The sequence below is a fragment of the Pseudomonas sp. IPO3747 genome, from assembly GCF_013385245.1.
Taxonomy (GTDB): Bacteria; Pseudomonadota; Gammaproteobacteria; order Pseudomonadales; family Pseudomonadaceae; genus Aquipseudomonas; species Aquipseudomonas edaphica.
This window is the reverse complement of sequence record NZ_JACAQL010000014.1, coordinates 67,937-82,610: the sequence shown is the minus strand read 5'-3', so window position 1 is coordinate 82,610 and position 14,674 is coordinate 67,937. Positions and strand designations below refer to the sequence as shown.

The following is a 14,674-nucleotide window of genomic DNA, read 5'->3' as shown; positions in this document are numbered from 1 at the left end:
ATGACTTACGCGGCTTTTAATCCGACGAAAGGAATAAAATAATCTTGTTGCAGGTTTTGACAATCGTTACTATAGCCGGGCGTTCACCTCCCACGGTTTATGCATTTTTAAATCCCAAGTTTCCATCAGCTACTTGGGATTTTTTTTGCCTGGAGTTTGACCTCGGCATCACACTTCACTATCAGCGAACTCTGCACGCATGCGTCCATTGCGTTTGGCCTGATACAGCAACTTGTCGACCGACTCGACGAACGCCAGCAGGTCGCTGTTGGGCGTCACGGTATGCGTGCCCACCCCCAGGCTCAGGCTCAGCAACTTGGAAACCGGCGAAACGGCGTGTTCGATCTGCTGCTGGCAAATCAAGTGCAGGCAGCGCTGCGCCACTTGCCTGGCTGAGGCTGCGTCGGTTTCGGGCAGCAACCACACAAATTCCTCGCCGCCGATACGCGCAATAAAATCCCGTGGCCGGTTGGCCGCCTGCGACAAAGTGCGGGCCACCTGGCGCAAGGCTTCATCGCCCTTGATATGGCCGTAGTGGTCGTTGTACTGCTTGAAAAAGTCTATATCCAGAATAATCAACGACAGCGGCAATTGGCTGCGCAGGGCACTGGCCCATTCGCGTTCGAGCACGGTGTCGAACATGCGGCGGTTGGCGATGCCGGTGAGGCCGTCCTGGAAGGAGTATTCCTCCAGTTGTTTTTGCAGGCGGATCAAGTGCTCTTCGGTCTTCTTGCGCTCGCTGATATCGAACATAAAGCCGATCAAGGCTTCGACTTCGCCGTCCTTGCGCACCACATGCACCACATCGCGGATCCACACATACTCGCCGTTGGCCGTCAGTGCGCGGTAGTCGGCTTCGTGGTCCACGCCGGCACGCGATTGCGACACGCAAAAGTTCACCACGTATTCACGGTCGTCCGGGTGCATGCGTTCGACCCAATCATCCACGCTCACCCAGCTTTGCGGGCTCCAGCCCAGCAGCGTTTCGATCTGCGGGCCGATGTAGCTGAAGGTCATGCTCTGCCAGTCGATGCGCCAAGGGATGGCCTTGGTCGACTCCAGCAGGGTTTTGTACACGTCGCTGTCGGGCTGGCTCGGGGGAACGATGCTCATGGCGGGCGGCTCAGGGTGATGGCGAAAAGCCAAGAGCGTCTTTTGATACAGGTTGTGAGTCAAGCCCTTGCCAAAGCAGCAGACGAGAGGTCGTGTGTTGGGTTTCTGGCGCCAGTGCACCAGCGTTTACAGGGCGAAATGTGGCACAGCTATCACTTTTGAATTAATTGTTCAGTAGCAGGCAAAACCTTATCTATGCTGGTTGCATCACACCCACAGGGTCGAACCCAGGGATGGGGGCTCAGCATGATTGCGCTCGACGAACTCAATAAGATCATGGCCGCGGGCTTCCTGCCGCTGGCCTGTGATTGCAGCCTCAACAGCGACGGCTCGCTGCGCATCAGGGTGTTCGAGCCAGCGTCGGGTCGCGTCGATCTGCTGTTGACCCGGGTCTCGCCCCAAGGCCTGGACAGCATCCGTTCCATCTCAAACCTTATTGGCGAACTGCGCACCGAGATCAAGGCCGGGCGGCGTGGTTTTGCGGCAGTCGGTTAACTGTTGACGCTGCTGGTGGGGGCGGTGTCAGCGCCATAGTAGCGCCAGCAGCAATGCCGATGTTCCGGCAGGATTACGCAGCCGCTGAGGCTGACGATCAACAGGGCGGCAACCAGCATAGAGAGTCGACGGGGCATGATATTTCCTCATTGTGTGTTTTGCGTTACCTGTTGAACGCCACCACCTGCACAAATCCGTCGCGATGCTTTCAAACATTTCATCCAGCGTTTTCTTCCCTTGAGCAATACTCCCATCGTCGAGAAACAATTCACCGTTCTCGCGACGGATTTTCCTGTGCCCAGCGTTCAACCCATCAGATGCGAACATTTTCGTCCGCCGTATGAAGGAGTTGCCATGAACCCTCTGGCCAAATTGCGCTATGCCTTGTTGGTCCCGCTGGCCTTCGCCGCGCTTGTCAGCACCCCGACCTTTGCCCAGACCGAAGTGATCATTCGCCAGGCCCCACCGGCCGAACGCGTCGAAGTGATCCCGGCTGAACGCCCAGGTTTCGTCTGGGACCGTGGCCACTGGCAATGGGAACGTGGCGCGTATGCCTGGGTGCCGGGCCACTGGCAGGAAGTGGTGCGTAACGCACGCTGGGAGCCTGGGCACTGGGAATCCCGTGGCCCCAACTGGTACTGGCGCAAAGGGCACTGGATCCGCTGAAACCTCTTAGCCCCCGGACCGAGTATTACCTGATTGAAAGACACTGATCCGGACGTTGAGCTACTGGCACGTATCGGCAACAACGAACCTGCGGCCGTCAACGAAATGGTGACGCGCAAGCTGCCGCGCCTGCTTGCGCTTGCCGGGCGGCTGCTGGGGGATGCCGACGAAGCCAAGGACGTGGCCCAGGAAAGCTTCCTGCGCATCTGGCGCCAGGCGGCCAACTGGCGCCCCGGCGAAGCGCGTTTTGACACTTGGCTGCACCGCGTGGCGCTCAACCTGTGCCATGACCGCTTGCGCCGGCGCAAGGAACGCCCGTTGAACGAGGATGAAGCGCTGGAACTGGCAGACAGCGCACCCTCGCCAGATGAACAGTTGGAAACGGCGGACCGCAGTGCAAGGATGGCCGCCGCCCTGGCGGCCTTGCCCGAGCGCCAGCGTGAAGCCATTGTGCTGCAGTACTACCAGGAGCTGTCGAACATCGACGCCGCGGCCCTGATGAACATCAGCGTCGAGGCACTGGAGAGCCTGCTGTCGCGGGCCCGACGCCAGTTGCGCAGCCAACTTGCCGACACACCCGGGCTCGCCCGCCCAGGAAGGGGAAAACCATGACACCTGAACGCTTTGCGCACTTGGCTGACGCCTACGGCGCCAGCCTGCATCGCTGGCCCAGCGCCGAACAAGCCGCCGCCCAGGCACTGCTCGACAGCGGCAACCCACGCGCGCGCGAGGCGTTGCGCGAGGTCGGTTGGCTCGACGCCCAGTTGGACAGCCATCAGCTGGTGTTCAACGAACCGGCGCTTGCACGACAGATTCGCGAGTCTGCACCGCGACGGCCGTCGTTCTGGGCACGCTATGCCAACTGGCTGTCGCCTGCCGGGTTGGTGGGCGTGGGCATTGCCGGCATCGCCGCCGGGGTACTGGTGGCGTCACTGAGTGTGCCGTTGCCGATGCTGTCATCCGACGTGCTGCCCAGCGTCTTCGATCAGGGCGACGCCGATGTCGTCTTCACCGTCAACGCCGAGGAAACCGAGCAATGACCCCAACTTCCCTTAAACCCTGGCTGGTTTTCTCGGTATTACTCAATGTGTTTTTGATCGGTGGCGTGGGCGGCGGCCTCTATCACTGGATGGCTACCGCCAAGCCCGCAGAAGCGGTGGTCAACCAGCACGGTCTGCGCCAGGCGATGATCAAGTTGCCGATGGAGCGGCGCAAGGAATTGCGCCAGTTGTTGCGCCACAACCGCGCCGACAGCCAGCCGCTGATCATGGCCGGTCGCGAAGCACGCCTGGGGGTGATCAAGCAGCTCGAAGCGCCGACGCTGGATCGCGATGCGCTGGTCACTGAACTGGCCAAGGCCCGCGAGGCAGATGCGGCGCTCCGGGCATTGGTGGACGCGACGCTGGCGCAGTTTGCGAGCAATTTGCCCCAGGATGAACGGCAAAAACTGGTCGAGGCGCTGTACCAGCGTGGGCAGGCCAAAAACCGCGAGAAACTGCCGCAGGTGGCGGGGACTAGACCGCGTTCCTGAGCGGTTGCTCACATCCAGCTGATGCAATGCGATCCAAGTGTGGGAGCTGGCTTGTCGGGTCGCCGCATCGCTGCCTGCGTATCGAGCGCGCCGACGGAGTATTGCCACGAGCGTGTTGGGCTTGCGTCTCGACTCGCTGCAATCGCTTGGGTACCTTGAGCACGGCGGCGTGTTGCCGTTTGTGATCCGTTAGACTGTGCAACGGACCCGTCAAGGAGCGCTCGATGATTGACCCGCAAGTACTGCAACAGTTGGCCCCGGATGGCGTACTGCGCGCCGCTATTAACCTTGGTAACCCGGTGCTGGCGCAGCGCGGCGCCGACGGCGAGCCGCAGGGTGTGTCGGTGGCACTCGCACGCGCGCTGGCCGAGGAGCTGGGCGCCAGCCTGGAGCTGATCACCTTTGACGCCGCCGGCAAGGTCTTTGCCGCCTTGGCCGAAGACGCGTGGCGCGTGGCGTTCCTGGCGATCGAGCCGGTGCGTGAGCAGCAAATCGCCTTCAGCGCACCGTATGTGGCGATCAAGGGCACGTACCTGGTGGCGGCTGATTCGGCGCTGACCCAGGTGGCGCAACTGGATGCGCCGGGCAAGCGTATCGCCGTGGGACAGGGCGCGGCCTACGACCTGTACCTGAGCCGAACCGTGCAGCACGCCGAACTGGTGCGTGCGCCCACTTCTGCGGCGGCGGTGGACTGGTTTATCGAGCAAGGCCTGGATGCGGCGGCGGGGGTGCGGGATTTTCTGCAAACCCGTGTGTCTGCGCACTGGCGCCTGCTTGACGATAACTTCATGACCATTCACCAGGCCATGGCCGTTCCAGTGGCGCATGCAGCCGCTGCTGCGTTCGTCAAATCCTTTGTCGAACGGCAGAAAGCCAAGGGTGGAGTCAAGCGCGGTTTGCTGGACAGCGGGCAGAGTGCGGACTTACAGGCGTCGTAGGAACGACTTGACGATGTGGCGGGTGGCGTCGGTGGTGTCCAGTTCGTCCATGGCGCCGTAAGCGTGCCACCGGCAGTCAATGATCTCGTTGCAAGGGCGCGCCTCGCTGATGTTCACCACCGAGGCCTCGAACACGTGGTGCACGGTGTCGCGGGCCTTCAGCTCCTGCAAGTACAACAAACCATCCACATTCAACCCGGTTTCTTCTTCCAGCTCGCGTGCGGCGGCGCCGACCGGGCGCTCGTCACGCTCGACCTTGCCGCCCGGCAAGGCCCATTTCGAGCGGGCCTTGCGCACGAAGAGGATATGCCCCTGGTGTTCACAAATTACGGTTGCACGGATTTTCAATGTCTACACCTGCCTGGCCCAATGACTGTCATGAAAGTGTAATGCAATTGTCATGCTGATTCAGGCTGGCATGCACCAGCGGTGATGTGGATACTGCCCCCTTGATGAAAACGGACGAGGACAACTGATGAATACCGTACGTTGGGGCATGATTGGCTGTGGCAGCGTCACTGAACTCAAGAGTGGACCCGCCTTCTACAAAGCGCCAGGTTCGGCGCTGGTGGCCGTGATGGGGCGCCGTGAAGAAGCTGTGCGTGATTATGCGGCACGCCACGGCATTGCCCGTTTCTATACCGACGCCCAGGCCTTGATCGACGACCCCGAAGTGGACGCGGTGTACATCGCCACACCGCCCGACAGCCACCTCGAATACAGTCTGATGGTGGCTGCAGCCGGCAAGCATTGCTGCGTCGAAAAGCCCATGTCGCTGAATGCCGAGCAGAGCGCCTTGATGCAGCGCACCTTCGAGCGGGCCGGGCTGCACTTATTTGTTTCCTACTACCGCCGTTCGTTGCCGCGCTTCCAGCAAGTACGCGACTGGCTGCAGGCAGGGCGCATTGGCGAGTTGCGCCACGTGACCTGGAGCCTGTGCAAGCCACCGGCCGCCGCCGATGCCAGCGCTGCCAACTGGCGCACCGACCCGACTATTGCCGGCGGCGGCTACTTTGCCGACCTGGCGAGCCATGGGTTTGATTTGTTCCAGTACCTGGCCGGCGATATCGTCGAGGTCACCGGGTTTACCGCGCGCCAGGCCGGCAATTATGTGGCTGAAGATGCGGTAACGGCTTGCTGGACTTTCGCGAATGGCGCGCTGGGCATGGGTTGCTGGAATTTTGTCGCAGACCGGCGCGAAGACCGCGTGGAGCTGATCGGCAGCCGCGGCCGCATCACCTTTGCCGTGTTTGAAGACCAGCCGTTACGCCTGGAAGGTGAGGTGAATGAGGTGCTGGAAATACCCTGCCATGCACATATCCAGTGGCATCACGTACTGGCCATGAATGCGCATATTTGTGGCGAAGCCGAACATCCGTCACTGGCGATCGAGGCGCTGAAGACCGACCGGATCCTCGATAAGGTGTTACTCCGTAACCCTAATTTGCCGGGTTAACGGGGATATACCTGTTTTTTCTCTCAGGAATAGGCAAATGAAATATTGGATGCTGTTGTGGCTGTTACTGGCCACCAATGTGCTGGCGGCCCCGCGTAGTCAGGGGACGCCTGGGGAGTTTGATTTTTATGTGTTGTCGCTGTCATGGTCGCCGACGTTCTGCCTGACGCACCCTGGCAACGAGCAATGCACGGGCAAAGGCTACGGGTTTGTGTTGCACGGGCTTTGGCCGCAGTACGCCAAGGGCGGCTGGCCCGCGTCGTGCGATACGCAATCGCGATTGTCGGCGGCGGACCTGGCCAAAGGTGCGCTGATCTTCCCCACGCAGGCGTTGCTCAAGCACGAGTGGGCCAAACACGGCACCTGCAGCGGGCTGGACGCTTCGCGTTACCTGGAGGCCACCGATACGGCCTTGGCCAACGTGCAGATTCCGCAGCAGTTGCAGCCGTTCAATGTGCCCAATTACATGGATGCACAAGCGATCGAGAGCCTGTTCCGCCAGAGCAACCCGGCCATGGGCAACCATGGCATGGCGGTCATTTGCAAAGGCAAGGTGCTGTCTGAAGTACGCGTGTGCCTGAGCAAAGAGCTGCGTTTTGCCGGCTGCCCCCGCAGTGTTAAGAGCCAATGCAGGGGCGGTGATATCCGCATTCCGGTTCAGCGTTGATCAACTGTCGGGGTGCAAGGCGATGGCGCCAACCGCCGTTGCACTCGACGCGCCGGCGCGATCCGCCAGGTAACGCGCCGGCGGCTGGCCCACGGCTTTACGGAACATGGTGATAAAGCCGCTGGCGTTCTCGTAACCCAGGTCCAGCGCTACCCGTTGCACGCTTTCACCCTTGGCCAGGCGTTGCAGTGACAGAATCACATGTAACTGCCGGCGCCAGCGGCCGAAACTCAAACCCAGCTCCTCCAGCAGCAGGCGCGTCATGCTGCGCTCGCTCATGCCGATGCGCTGTGCCCATTGTTCGAGCGTGGACTTGTCGCTGGGGTCTGCCAGTAAACTGTCGGCCAGGCGCCGCAGTCGCAGGTCCTGGGGCATGGGCAGGTGCAAGTCTTCAATGGGGGCTTGGGCCAGTTCATCCAACAGCGTGCTGATCAGGCGCCCCTGTGCACCGTTTTCTTCGTACAAGTGCGGAAAACTCACCGCCTTGCTGATCAACTCATGCAGCAGCCCGGACACGGCCAACGTGCAGCCCTGGGTGGGCAGGGCGCCGGCGGCGTCCGGGTCGATCAGCAGGCAATACACCTCAGCCTCTCCGGCACCCCGCGCGGCATGGGCCAGGCCGCCGGGAATCCAGAGTGCGCACTGGGGCGGCACGATCCAGATGCCGGCCTCGATCTGGCAATGAATCACCCCGCGCAGGGTGTACATCAACTGGCCTTTGCGGTGCGAGTGCGGCGTATGTTCCCAACGCTCGGACGTGCTGGTGGCGCCTACGGCGACCACTGCGCGCGGGATCAGGTCGGCGTCCCTGGACCGGGACAGGTCGCGTTCTTCAAGGCGGTGGCGTTGCATGGCGGATTCGCTATTTGGCCGAATTGCGAAATATTCTGGCTATTCTGTGCAATGCCGTCCAGTCGCAAGATCTCTATAGTGAGAGCCACTCTCATTTAAGAGCTTTGCCATGCGACTCGACAGTTCAACCTTTCCCGTGGTGAAAATCGTGTTTGACGCGCCTAACGAAGGCGGCCCGGAGGATGCTTTTGCGGTGTTCGAAAGCCTGCTGGCTCGCCAGCAAGCGTTTGTGCTGCTGCACGAAAAAGCCGTCGACGAAAACAACCACGAGCACTCTCACGAGGAGCGCAAACACGCCTCGATCTGGATGAAAAAAAACAAACAGGCGTTGCGCACTTACGTCAAAGGCATGATCCAGGTGGAACCCAGCGCCGCGCAACGCCTGGCCCTCAAGCCATTTGCGCTGATGTTCGGCAAGGCCTGGGGCTACCCGCTGCTGGTGGTGGAATCCAGGGAGCGCGCCTGGGCGCTGGCGCGGGATGTACTCGATGAGCAGGTGTCGGATGTGGCGCATTTTTGATGTGCCCGATCGTTGCGCTATCGTTCCCATGCTCCGCGTGGGCATGCATCCTGTGACGCTCCGCGTCACGACTTCAGGTGCGGGACGCGGAGCGTCCGAGGCGGCATTCCCACGCAGCGCGTAGGAACGATCAAGGGGGTGTCCTCGCGGACGCATTAAAGTATCCTCCGCGCCCCGCTTATCACTGATTCAATAAGAATGACCGGACAAGACATGCAGGCACTGCTGGAATCGATCCTGAGCGAAGTTCGCCCCCTGATCGGCCAGGGCAAAGTCGCCGACTACATTCCCGCACTCGCCGATGTACCCGCCAATCAGCTTGGCATCGCCGTGTACGGCAACGATGGCTCGGCCTATTGCGCAGGCGATGCCGACACGCTGTTCTCGGTACAGAGCATCTCCAAGGTGTTCAGCCTGGTGCAGGCCATCGACCATGGCGGCGAAACCATCTGGGAGCGCCTGGGCCACGAGCCTTCGGGGCAACCGTTCAATTCCATGGTGCAGCTGGAGTTCGAACGCGGCCGCCCGCGCAATCCCTTCATCAATGCCGGCGCCCTGGTGATCTGCGACATCAACCAGTCACGCTTCGCCGTGCCGATTTTGTCGATGCGTGACTTTGTGCGGCGCCTGTCGGGTAACCCGCAAATCCTGGTCAACAGCGTCGTCGCCGACTCCGAGGCCCAGCACGGCGCGCGCAACGCGGCCATGGCCTATTTGATGAAGTCCTTCGGCAACTTCCACAACGACGTCGACGCGGTGCTGCACAGTTACTTCAACTACTGCGCGCTGCAAATGAGCTGCCTGGATTTGGCCCGGGCATTCAGCTTCCTGGCCAACGAGGGCGTAAGTGCCCACAGTGGCGAGCAGATTTTGACCGCGCGCCAGACCAAGCAGGTCAACTCGATCATGGCCACCAGCGGGCTGTATGACGAGGCGGGCAACTTTGCCTACCGTGTGGGTTTGCCGGGCAAGAGTGGCGTCGGCGGCGGAATTGTCGCCGTGGTGCCGGGGCAGTTTACGGTGTGCGTGTGGTCGCCTGAATTGAATGCGGCGGGGAACTCGCTGGCGGGGATGAAGGCGTTGGAGTTGTTGAGTGAGCGGATTGGGTGGTCGGTGTTTTGAGTGCCTGGGGATTCACGCTGATGCATGAATCCCCTTGCTGATCAGGACTTACGAGGCTTCACGAACAGATCAAGCATCAAAAACAATGCCCCGGCTGTAATTGCGATATCGGCAATATTGAACACGCCGGTATGTGTTGGCCCCACGTTCAGCACCATGTAATCCACGACATGCCCGTCGCGAAACACACGGTCGATCAAGTTGGCGATACCGCCCAAGGCAATTGCGTAAAGCGGCAAGACTTTACGCAGCGGCTGGCTCCAGTTGGAAAGCGACCACCACATGGCCCACGTCACCACGACGGCTACGCCAACGATAAAGATCAGCTGTTTGACCTGCGGCGGCAATGCGGCGCCCAGGCTGAGGAAGGCGCCTGGGTTGAGGCTCAGTTCCAGCGCAAGGTTGAGAGGGCTGGAGCCAATTTTGAAGCTGCTGGCTTGCAGCGAAACCAGGGCCAGCAGTTTGACTAGCTGGTCCACGGCAATAAAGGCAATGCCGGCGAGGAGGGCGAAGGTGCGGCTTCGTAGAAGGGGCGAGGTACTCAAGCGGTAACTTCCTGTTCCGGTCTGTCGATAGAGCGCCCGAAGATAGCTCAGGCGCTCTATCTCGTCCATCTTCAGGCGGCTGGGTGGGCCACGTTCAGGGCTTTGTCCACCAGCAACTGCACACCTTCGAGCATGCGGCAGATGCCCAGCGCGACATTGCGTTGGGAACCGTCGATTTCAAACGCCAGGTGGTTGGCGATATCGCTGATGGACGCCAAGTCCTGGGAAGCGTTGACCAGCAGGGTTTCGGTGCCCAGGTCGGCGCGCACGGTGAAGATGCCTTCACTGGGTTCGGGAATGGGTTTGCCGGGGTTGAGGTAGTGGGCGATCGCACGGTAGGCCACTTCGTGCAGGGTGCTGGTGTCGTAGTCTGGCTGGCCTGGGGGATTTGGGCTGTCTTTGATCATGGTGAAGCTCCTTTATAAATGGAGCTGCCACGATTCGCGGTCAAACGAATTAGGGTGGCAGCTATACGCGGGTTGACCGACCGGCTAAAGAAGCAAATCCGGCATACCCGAAGGTATCCCGCGTACAGCTGCCGCGACACGATACATCAGGCGTAAAAAAACGCCCAGGATCGGTGTGGGTGCAGTTGCTCTTTAAAGTCGGACGGTCAAATCCGGCCGCTGAATTGGCAGCGACGGCGCAGAGATTAGTCAGCCCACTTCCGACCGACAACCTGAAACCCTTGTGGGAAATATCTGAACGCACGCGATCACCTGTGGGAGCTGGCTTGCCTGCGATAGCCATAGGTATCTACACAACCGGTTAACACGAAGTCTGTGGCAGGTGGGCTGTTGTGGCGAGCAGGACAAGCCTGCTCGCCACAGGAGAAATAGGCTGCTTTTAAAAGTTGTGTAGATACCTATGCTGCGATAGCAGTGTGTCAGTCAACCCATGCGGTACTGAAAGGCCGTCATCGCAGGCAAGCCAGCTCCCACCTATTGATCTTCATCGGTTTTGAGGTTGATCGTTCACAACGCGTGGAAACGATCTTCAGGCGGCTGGGTGCGCTACGTTCAGGGCTTTGTCCACCAGCAGTTGCACACCTTCGAGCATGCGGCAGATGCCCAGCGCGACATTGCGTTGGGAGCCGTCGATTTCAAACGCCAGGTGGTTGGCGATATCGCTGATGGACGCCAAGTCCTGGGAAGCGTTGACCAGCAGGGTTTCGGTGCCCAGGTCGGCGCGCACGGTGAAGATGCCTTCGCTGGGCTCGGGAATGGGTTTGCTGGAGTTGAGGTAGTGGGCGATCGCACGGTAGGCCACTTCGTGCAGGGTGCTGGTGTCGTAGTCTGGCTGGCCTGGGGGATTTGGGCTGTCTTTGATCATGGTGAAGCTCCTAAGATTAAGTGGAGCTACCAACGTTCGCGGTCAAGCGAAGAGGGTGGCAGCTGTACACGGGTTGACCGACCGGCAATCAAAGGAAATCCGGCATACCCGAAGGTATCCCGCATACAGCCACCGCAACACGATACCTCAGGCGTGAAAAAAACACCTGAAATAGGTTAGAGCCAAGCTGTACTTTAATTAATCGGACGGTCAAATCCGGCCGCTGAATTGGCAGCGACGGCACAGAGATTAGTCAGCCCACTTCCGACCGACAACCTGAAACCACTGTGGGAAATATCTGAACGCACGCGATCACCTGTGGGAGCTGGCTTGCCTGCGATAGCAGTGTGTCAGTCAACCCATCCGGCACTGAAAGGCCGCCATCGCAGGCAAGCCAGCTCCCACAGGTTGATCTTCATCGCTCGTTGATGGCGAGTGTCATACCTGCGAGCTATGAACCAGGCGCAAACCAGCGTATCCAGCCCGCCCATAACAGCATGAGCACGCCGACACACAGCAGTACGGCGTACACCGGCCGTACGCGGCGGGCGTGGTCTTGCAGTGCGCCGAGGGCGCAGAGTGCGATGAGCAGCGCGAACACCCAGCGGGGCAGGTGGGCGGTGATGCCTAAACGGTTTCGTGCCCGTGGCTTGATCGGCGAAGTGTTGCGGGTTGCGGGTTTTGGCCGGTTCATGGACGAGTCCTTTCGCTCATGATGAATGGGTGAGCCAATCGATGATTGCGCTCTCGACTGGCTAAGCTAGCGCAGTTTGTGGGAGGCGTAACCTGTGAGAATTGACAGTTTTTTGAACTGTTTTGGCATTCACCGGAGATTCAATGTGGGAGCTGGCTTGCCTGCGATAGCAGTGTGTCAGCCAACCCATGCGGTACTGGAAGATCGCTATCGCAGGCAAGCCAGCTCCCACAGGTTGATCTTCATTGGGGTGGAGATTTGTGTTTGTTCCAAACAAAAAATGCGCCCCAGAGGGCGCATTTTTTTGTTCGGTCAGCAATCACCTAATCAAGCAATCGCATCCCAAGCCCGATCACCGTGCTCGTCTTTAATCCGAGTCGGCAAGCCCATCACGTCCAGCGCCTTCAGGAACGGCTCAGCCGGCAGTTCCTCGACGTTGGCCATGTGTTTCACGTCCCACTCGCCACGCGCCACCAGCAGCGCAGCGGCTACCGGAGGCACGCCTGCGGTGTAGGAGATGCCTTGGCTGTCGGTCTCGGCAAAGGCTTCTTCATGGCAGGCCACGTTGTAGATGAACATCTCACGTGGCTGGCCGCCTTTGGTGCCTTTGACCAGGTCACCGATGCAGGTTTTGCCGGTGTAGCCGGGGGCGAGCGAAGATGGGTCGGGCAGCACGGCCTTGACCAGTTTAAGCGGCACGACTTCCAGGCCTTCGGCGGTGGTGACCGGTTTTTCGGAGAGCAGGCCGAGGTTTTTCAATACGGTGAACACGTTGATGTAGTGTTCGCCGAAGCTCATCCAGAAACGCACGTTGGGCACGTCGAGGTTTTTCGACAGCGAGTGCACTTCATCGTGGCCGGTAAGGTAGAGGTTCTGCGAACCGACGACCGGCAGGTCGTCGGTGCGTTTGACTTCGAACATGGTGTTGCTGGTCCACTGGCTGTTCTGCCAGCTCCACACCTGCCCGGTGAACTCGCGGAAGTTGATTTCCGGGTCGAAGTTGGTGGCGAAGTATTTGCCATGGCTGCCGGCATTGACGTCGAGAATATCGATTGAATCAATGCGGTCGAAATGCTGTTGCTGCGCCAGCGCGGCATACGCGTTGACGACACCCGGGTCGAAGCCCACGCCAAGGATGGCGGTGATGTTCTTCTGTTTGCACTCTTCCAGGTGGTTCCATTCATAGTTGCCGTACCACGGCGGGGTCTCGCAGACCTTGCCCGGCTCTTCGTGAATGGCGGTGTCCAGGTACGCAACGCCCGTGTCGATGCAGGCACGCAGTACCGACATGTTGAGGAACGCGGAACCCACGTTGATAACGATCTGCGACTCGGTCTCGCGGATCAGGGCCTTGGTCGCTTCCACGTCCAAAGCGTTCAGCGCAAAGGCCTGGATGTCGGCGGGCACCTTGAGGCTACCCTTGGCCTTGACGCTGTCGATGATGGCCTGGCATTTGGAGATGTTGCGCGACGCGATAGCAATACGACCGAGTTCGTCGTTGTGCTGCGCGCACTTGTGGGCCACCACCTTGGCGACACCTCCTGCACCAATGATAAGAACGTTCTTTTTCAATTGCTTTATCTCTCCTTTATCCGCCAGCTTACGAAAGGCTGGACAGGTAGTCGTCGTAACCAAATTCACGAACCACCTCGACTGTACCGTCGAGTTGTTTCACTACGATGGACGGCATTTTCAGGCCGTTGAACCAGTTTTTCTTGACCATGGTGTAGCCTGCGGTGTCGATGAACGACAGCCGATCGCCGATGGCCAGCGGACGATCAAATTGATACTCGCCGAAGATGTCCCCGGCCAGGCAGGATTTGCCGCACACCATCACGGTGTGTTCGCCGTCGCTCGACGCTAATTTGGCGTTGAGGCGGTAGATCAGCAAGTCCAGCAGGTGAGCTTCGATGGAGCTGTCGACCACGGCGAGGTTCTTGCCGTTGTAGAGGGTGTCGAGCACGGTGACTTCCAGCGAGGCGCTGTTGGTGATCGCTGCTTCACCCGGTTCCAGATACACCTGCACGCCGTACTGCTCGGAGAATGCTTTCAAGCGCGCGCAGAACGCGTCCACGGCATAGTCTTCACCGGTGAAGTGGATGCCGCCGCCAAGGCTGACCCACTCGACCTTGTGCAGCAGCGCGCCGAAGCGTTCTTCGATGGTGCCGAGCATTTTGTCGAACAGGCTGAAGTCGCCGTTCTCACAGTTGTTGTGAAACATGAAGCCCGAGATTTGATCAATCACGCCTTCGATCTTCACCGGGTCCCATTCGCCCAGGCGGCTGAACGGGCGCGCCGGGTCGGCGAGCAAATAGTCGGAGCTGCTCACCTGCGGGTTGACGCGCAGGCCGCGGGTCTTGCCTTCGCTGCGTTCGGCAAAACGTTGCAGTTGGCTGATGGAGTTGAAGATGATCTTGTCGCAGTTCTCCAGCATCTCTTCGATTTCGTCATCGGCCCAGGCCACGCTGTAGGCGTGCGCTTCACCTTCGAACTTCTGGCGACCGAGCTTCAATTCATACAGCGACGACGAGGTGGTGCCGTCCATGTATTGCTGCATCAGGTCAAACACCGACCAGGTAGCAAAGCACTTGAGCGCCAGCAAAGCCTTGGCGCCGGACTGCTCGCGCACGTAAGCAATCTTCTGCATGTTGACCAGAAGCTTCTGTTTATCGATGAGGTAGTACGGCGTTTTGATCATTTTTGAGAGCCTGCGGCGGTGCCTGCCAAAAAAGGACACGCATTG

At 59.8% G+C, this 14,674-nt stretch carries 20 protein-coding genes; 10 read left to right on the top strand and 10 right to left on the bottom strand.

Going from position 1 to position 14,674, the window contains the following annotated elements; translation table 11 throughout:
• Positions 1–168 precede the first annotated feature (168 nt).
• Positions 169–1,113 carry a sensor domain-containing diguanylate cyclase gene (locus tag HX790_RS18840; RefSeq protein WP_017136884.1) on the bottom strand — a complete coding sequence of 315 codons (945 nt, stop codon included), beginning with the start codon at positions 1,111–1,113 and terminating at the stop codon, positions 169–171.
• Positions 1,114–1,359: 246 nt separating this feature from the next.
• On the opposite strand from HX790_RS18840, the gene HX790_RS18835 reads away from it, so the two are divergent.
• Positions 1,360–1,608, top strand: coding sequence for a DUF1652 domain-containing protein (locus HX790_RS18835; RefSeq protein WP_017136883.1), 249 nt, complete (start codon positions 1,360–1,362; stop codon positions 1,606–1,608).
• On the opposite strand, the gene HX790_RS18830 is transcribed toward HX790_RS18835, so the two are convergent.
• Positions 1,605–1,745 (bottom strand): hypothetical protein, encoded by a 141-nt coding sequence (locus tag HX790_RS18830; RefSeq protein WP_017136882.1) that lies wholly within the window; start codon positions 1,743–1,745, stop codon positions 1,605–1,607. The genes HX790_RS18835 and HX790_RS18830 overlap by 4 nt on opposite strands.
• Before the next feature lie 217 nt (positions 1,746–1,962).
• Here HX790_RS18830 and HX790_RS18825 point away from each other — a divergent pair, with 217 nt between their 5' ends.
• The 5 genes from HX790_RS18825 (at position 1,963) to HX790_RS18805 (ending at position 4,743) form a co-directional block, all read left to right on the top strand.
• Positions 1,963–2,274, top strand: coding sequence for a YXWGXW repeat-containing protein (locus tag HX790_RS18825; RefSeq protein WP_017136881.1), 312 nt, complete (start codon positions 1,963–1,965; stop codon positions 2,272–2,274).
• A 33-nt stretch (positions 2,275–2,307) separates the two neighbouring features.
• The gene (locus HX790_RS18820; RefSeq protein WP_017136880.1) at positions 2,308–2,886 is read left to right on the top strand and encodes an RNA polymerase sigma factor; all 579 of its coding nucleotides are present in this window, start codon (positions 2,308–2,310) and stop codon (positions 2,884–2,886) included.
• Complete coding sequence (locus HX790_RS18815) at positions 2,883–3,314, top strand: hypothetical protein (protein WP_099547787.1); 432 nt, start codon at positions 2,883–2,885, stop codon at positions 3,312–3,314. Before HX790_RS18820 ends, HX790_RS18815 begins: the two co-directional genes overlap by 4 nt.
• Complete coding sequence (locus HX790_RS18810; protein WP_017136878.1) at positions 3,311–3,805, top strand: periplasmic heavy metal sensor; 495 nt, start codon at positions 3,311–3,313, stop codon at positions 3,803–3,805. The genes HX790_RS18815 and HX790_RS18810 overlap by 4 nt, the downstream gene beginning before the upstream one ends.
• 224 nt (positions 3,806–4,029) lie before the next feature.
• A complete protein-coding gene (locus tag HX790_RS18805; protein ID WP_099547788.1) occupies positions 4,030–4,743 on the top strand; it encodes a transporter substrate-binding domain-containing protein in 714 nt (237 codons plus the stop codon).
• Here the strand turns inward: HX790_RS18805 and HX790_RS18800 are convergent.
• Positions 4,729–5,091, bottom strand: coding sequence for an NUDIX hydrolase (locus tag HX790_RS18800; protein WP_017136876.1), 363 nt, complete (start codon positions 5,089–5,091; stop codon positions 4,729–4,731). The two genes, HX790_RS18805 and HX790_RS18800, sit on opposite strands and share 15 nt — an antisense overlap.
• Before the next feature lie 127 nt (positions 5,092–5,218).
• On the opposite strand from HX790_RS18800, the gene HX790_RS18795 reads away from it, so the two are divergent.
• Entirely contained in the window at positions 5,219–6,199 is a 981-nt protein-coding gene (locus tag HX790_RS18795; protein WP_169987743.1) for a Gfo/Idh/MocA family protein, read from the top strand.
• Between the two features lie 37 nt (positions 6,200–6,236).
• Positions 6,237–6,866: a ribonuclease T2 gene (locus HX790_RS18790; RefSeq protein ID WP_099547790.1), complete on the top strand. Its 630-nt coding sequence runs from the start codon at positions 6,237–6,239 to the stop codon at positions 6,864–6,866.
• Here HX790_RS18790 and HX790_RS18785 read toward each other — a convergent pair whose 3' ends face one another.
• Entirely contained in the window at positions 6,867–7,718 is an 852-nt protein-coding gene (locus HX790_RS18785) for a helix-turn-helix domain-containing protein (protein ID WP_176991914.1), read from the bottom strand. It lies immediately after the preceding gene.
• 109 nt (positions 7,719–7,827) lie between these two features.
• On the opposite strand from HX790_RS18785, the gene HX790_RS18780 reads away from it, so the two are divergent.
• Together HX790_RS18780 and glsB are read left to right on the top strand one after the other, a co-directional pair.
• Positions 7,828–8,238 (top strand): hypothetical protein, encoded by a 411-nt coding sequence (locus HX790_RS18780; protein WP_099547791.1) that lies wholly within the window; start codon positions 7,828–7,830, stop codon positions 8,236–8,238.
• Positions 8,239–8,451: 213 nt separating this feature from the next.
• Positions 8,452–9,360, top strand: coding sequence for a glutaminase B (gene glsB / locus HX790_RS18775; RefSeq protein ID WP_017136872.1), 909 nt, complete (start codon positions 8,452–8,454; stop codon positions 9,358–9,360).
• Between the two features lie 41 nt (positions 9,361–9,401).
• Here the strand turns inward: glsB and HX790_RS18770 are convergent, their stop codons facing one another.
• The 6 genes from HX790_RS18770 to HX790_RS18745 form a co-directional block, all read right to left on the bottom strand.
• The gene (locus HX790_RS18770; protein WP_169987747.1) at positions 9,402–9,905 is read right to left on the bottom strand and encodes a signal peptidase II; all 504 of its coding nucleotides are present in this window, start codon (positions 9,903–9,905) and stop codon (positions 9,402–9,404) included.
• A 71-nt stretch (positions 9,906–9,976) separates the two neighbouring features.
• Entirely contained in the window at positions 9,977–10,312 is a 336-nt protein-coding gene (locus tag HX790_RS18765; RefSeq protein ID WP_017136868.1) for a DUF6124 family protein, read from the bottom strand.
• Between the two features lie 589 nt (positions 10,313–10,901).
• Positions 10,902–11,237 (bottom strand): DUF6124 family protein, encoded by a 336-nt coding sequence (locus HX790_RS18760; RefSeq protein WP_138453237.1) that lies wholly within the window; start codon positions 11,235–11,237, stop codon positions 10,902–10,904.
• Between the two features lie 451 nt (positions 11,238–11,688).
• Entirely contained in the window at positions 11,689–11,931 is a 243-nt protein-coding gene (locus HX790_RS18755; protein ID WP_176991913.1) for a hypothetical protein, read from the bottom strand.
• Positions 11,932–12,258: 327 nt separating this feature from the next.
• Positions 12,259–13,503: a saccharopine dehydrogenase family protein gene (locus tag HX790_RS18750; protein WP_017136866.1), complete on the bottom strand. Its 1,245-nt coding sequence runs from the start codon at positions 13,501–13,503 to the stop codon at positions 12,259–12,261.
• 28 nt (positions 13,504–13,531) lie between these two features.
• Complete coding sequence (locus HX790_RS18745; RefSeq protein WP_176991912.1) at positions 13,532–14,629, bottom strand: carboxynorspermidine decarboxylase; 1,098 nt, start codon at positions 14,627–14,629, stop codon at positions 13,532–13,534.
• Positions 14,630–14,674: the final 45 nt, after the last annotated feature.

Excerpts from the sequence above, each read along its gene's own strand:
- HX790_RS18840 (WP_017136884.1), bottom strand. The coding sequence starts at position 1,113 with ATGAGCATCGTTCCCCCGAGCCAGCCCGACAGCGACGTGTACAAAACC.
- HX790_RS18835 (WP_017136883.1), top strand. The coding sequence starts at position 1,360 with ATGATTGCGCTCGACGAACTCAATAAGATCATGGCCGCGGGCTTCCTG.
- HX790_RS18830 (WP_017136882.1), bottom strand. The coding sequence starts at position 1,745 with ATGCCCCGTCGACTCTCTATGCTGGTTGCCGCCCTGTTGATCGTCAGC.
- HX790_RS18825 (WP_017136881.1), top strand. The coding sequence starts at position 1,963 with ATGAACCCTCTGGCCAAATTGCGCTATGCCTTGTTGGTCCCGCTGGCC.
- HX790_RS18815 (WP_099547787.1), top strand. The coding sequence starts at position 2,883 with ATGACACCTGAACGCTTTGCGCACTTGGCTGACGCCTACGGCGCCAGC.
- HX790_RS18810 (WP_017136878.1), top strand. The coding sequence starts at position 3,311 with ATGACCCCAACTTCCCTTAAACCCTGGCTGGTTTTCTCGGTATTACTC.
- HX790_RS18805 (WP_099547788.1), top strand. The coding sequence starts at position 4,030 with ATGATTGACCCGCAAGTACTGCAACAGTTGGCCCCGGATGGCGTACTG.
- HX790_RS18795 (WP_169987743.1), top strand. The coding sequence starts at position 5,219 with ATGAATACCGTACGTTGGGGCATGATTGGCTGTGGCAGCGTCACTGAA.
- HX790_RS18790 (WP_099547790.1), top strand. The coding sequence starts at position 6,237 with ATGAAATATTGGATGCTGTTGTGGCTGTTACTGGCCACCAATGTGCTG.
- HX790_RS18785 (WP_176991914.1), bottom strand. The coding sequence starts at position 7,718 with ATGCAACGCCACCGCCTTGAAGAACGCGACCTGTCCCGGTCCAGGGAC.
- HX790_RS18780 (WP_099547791.1), top strand. The coding sequence starts at position 7,828 with ATGCGACTCGACAGTTCAACCTTTCCCGTGGTGAAAATCGTGTTTGAC.
- glsB (WP_017136872.1), top strand. The coding sequence starts at position 8,452 with ATGCAGGCACTGCTGGAATCGATCCTGAGCGAAGTTCGCCCCCTGATC.
- HX790_RS18765 (WP_017136868.1), bottom strand. The coding sequence starts at position 10,312 with ATGATCAAAGACAGCCCAAATCCCCCAGGCCAGCCAGACTACGACACC.
- HX790_RS18760 (WP_138453237.1), bottom strand. The coding sequence starts at position 11,237 with ATGATCAAAGACAGCCCAAATCCCCCAGGCCAGCCAGACTACGACACC.
- HX790_RS18755 (WP_176991913.1), bottom strand. The coding sequence starts at position 11,931 with ATGAACCGGCCAAAACCCGCAACCCGCAACACTTCGCCGATCAAGCCA.
- HX790_RS18745 (WP_176991912.1), bottom strand. The coding sequence starts at position 14,629 with ATGATCAAAACGCCGTACTACCTCATCGATAAACAGAAGCTTCTGGTC.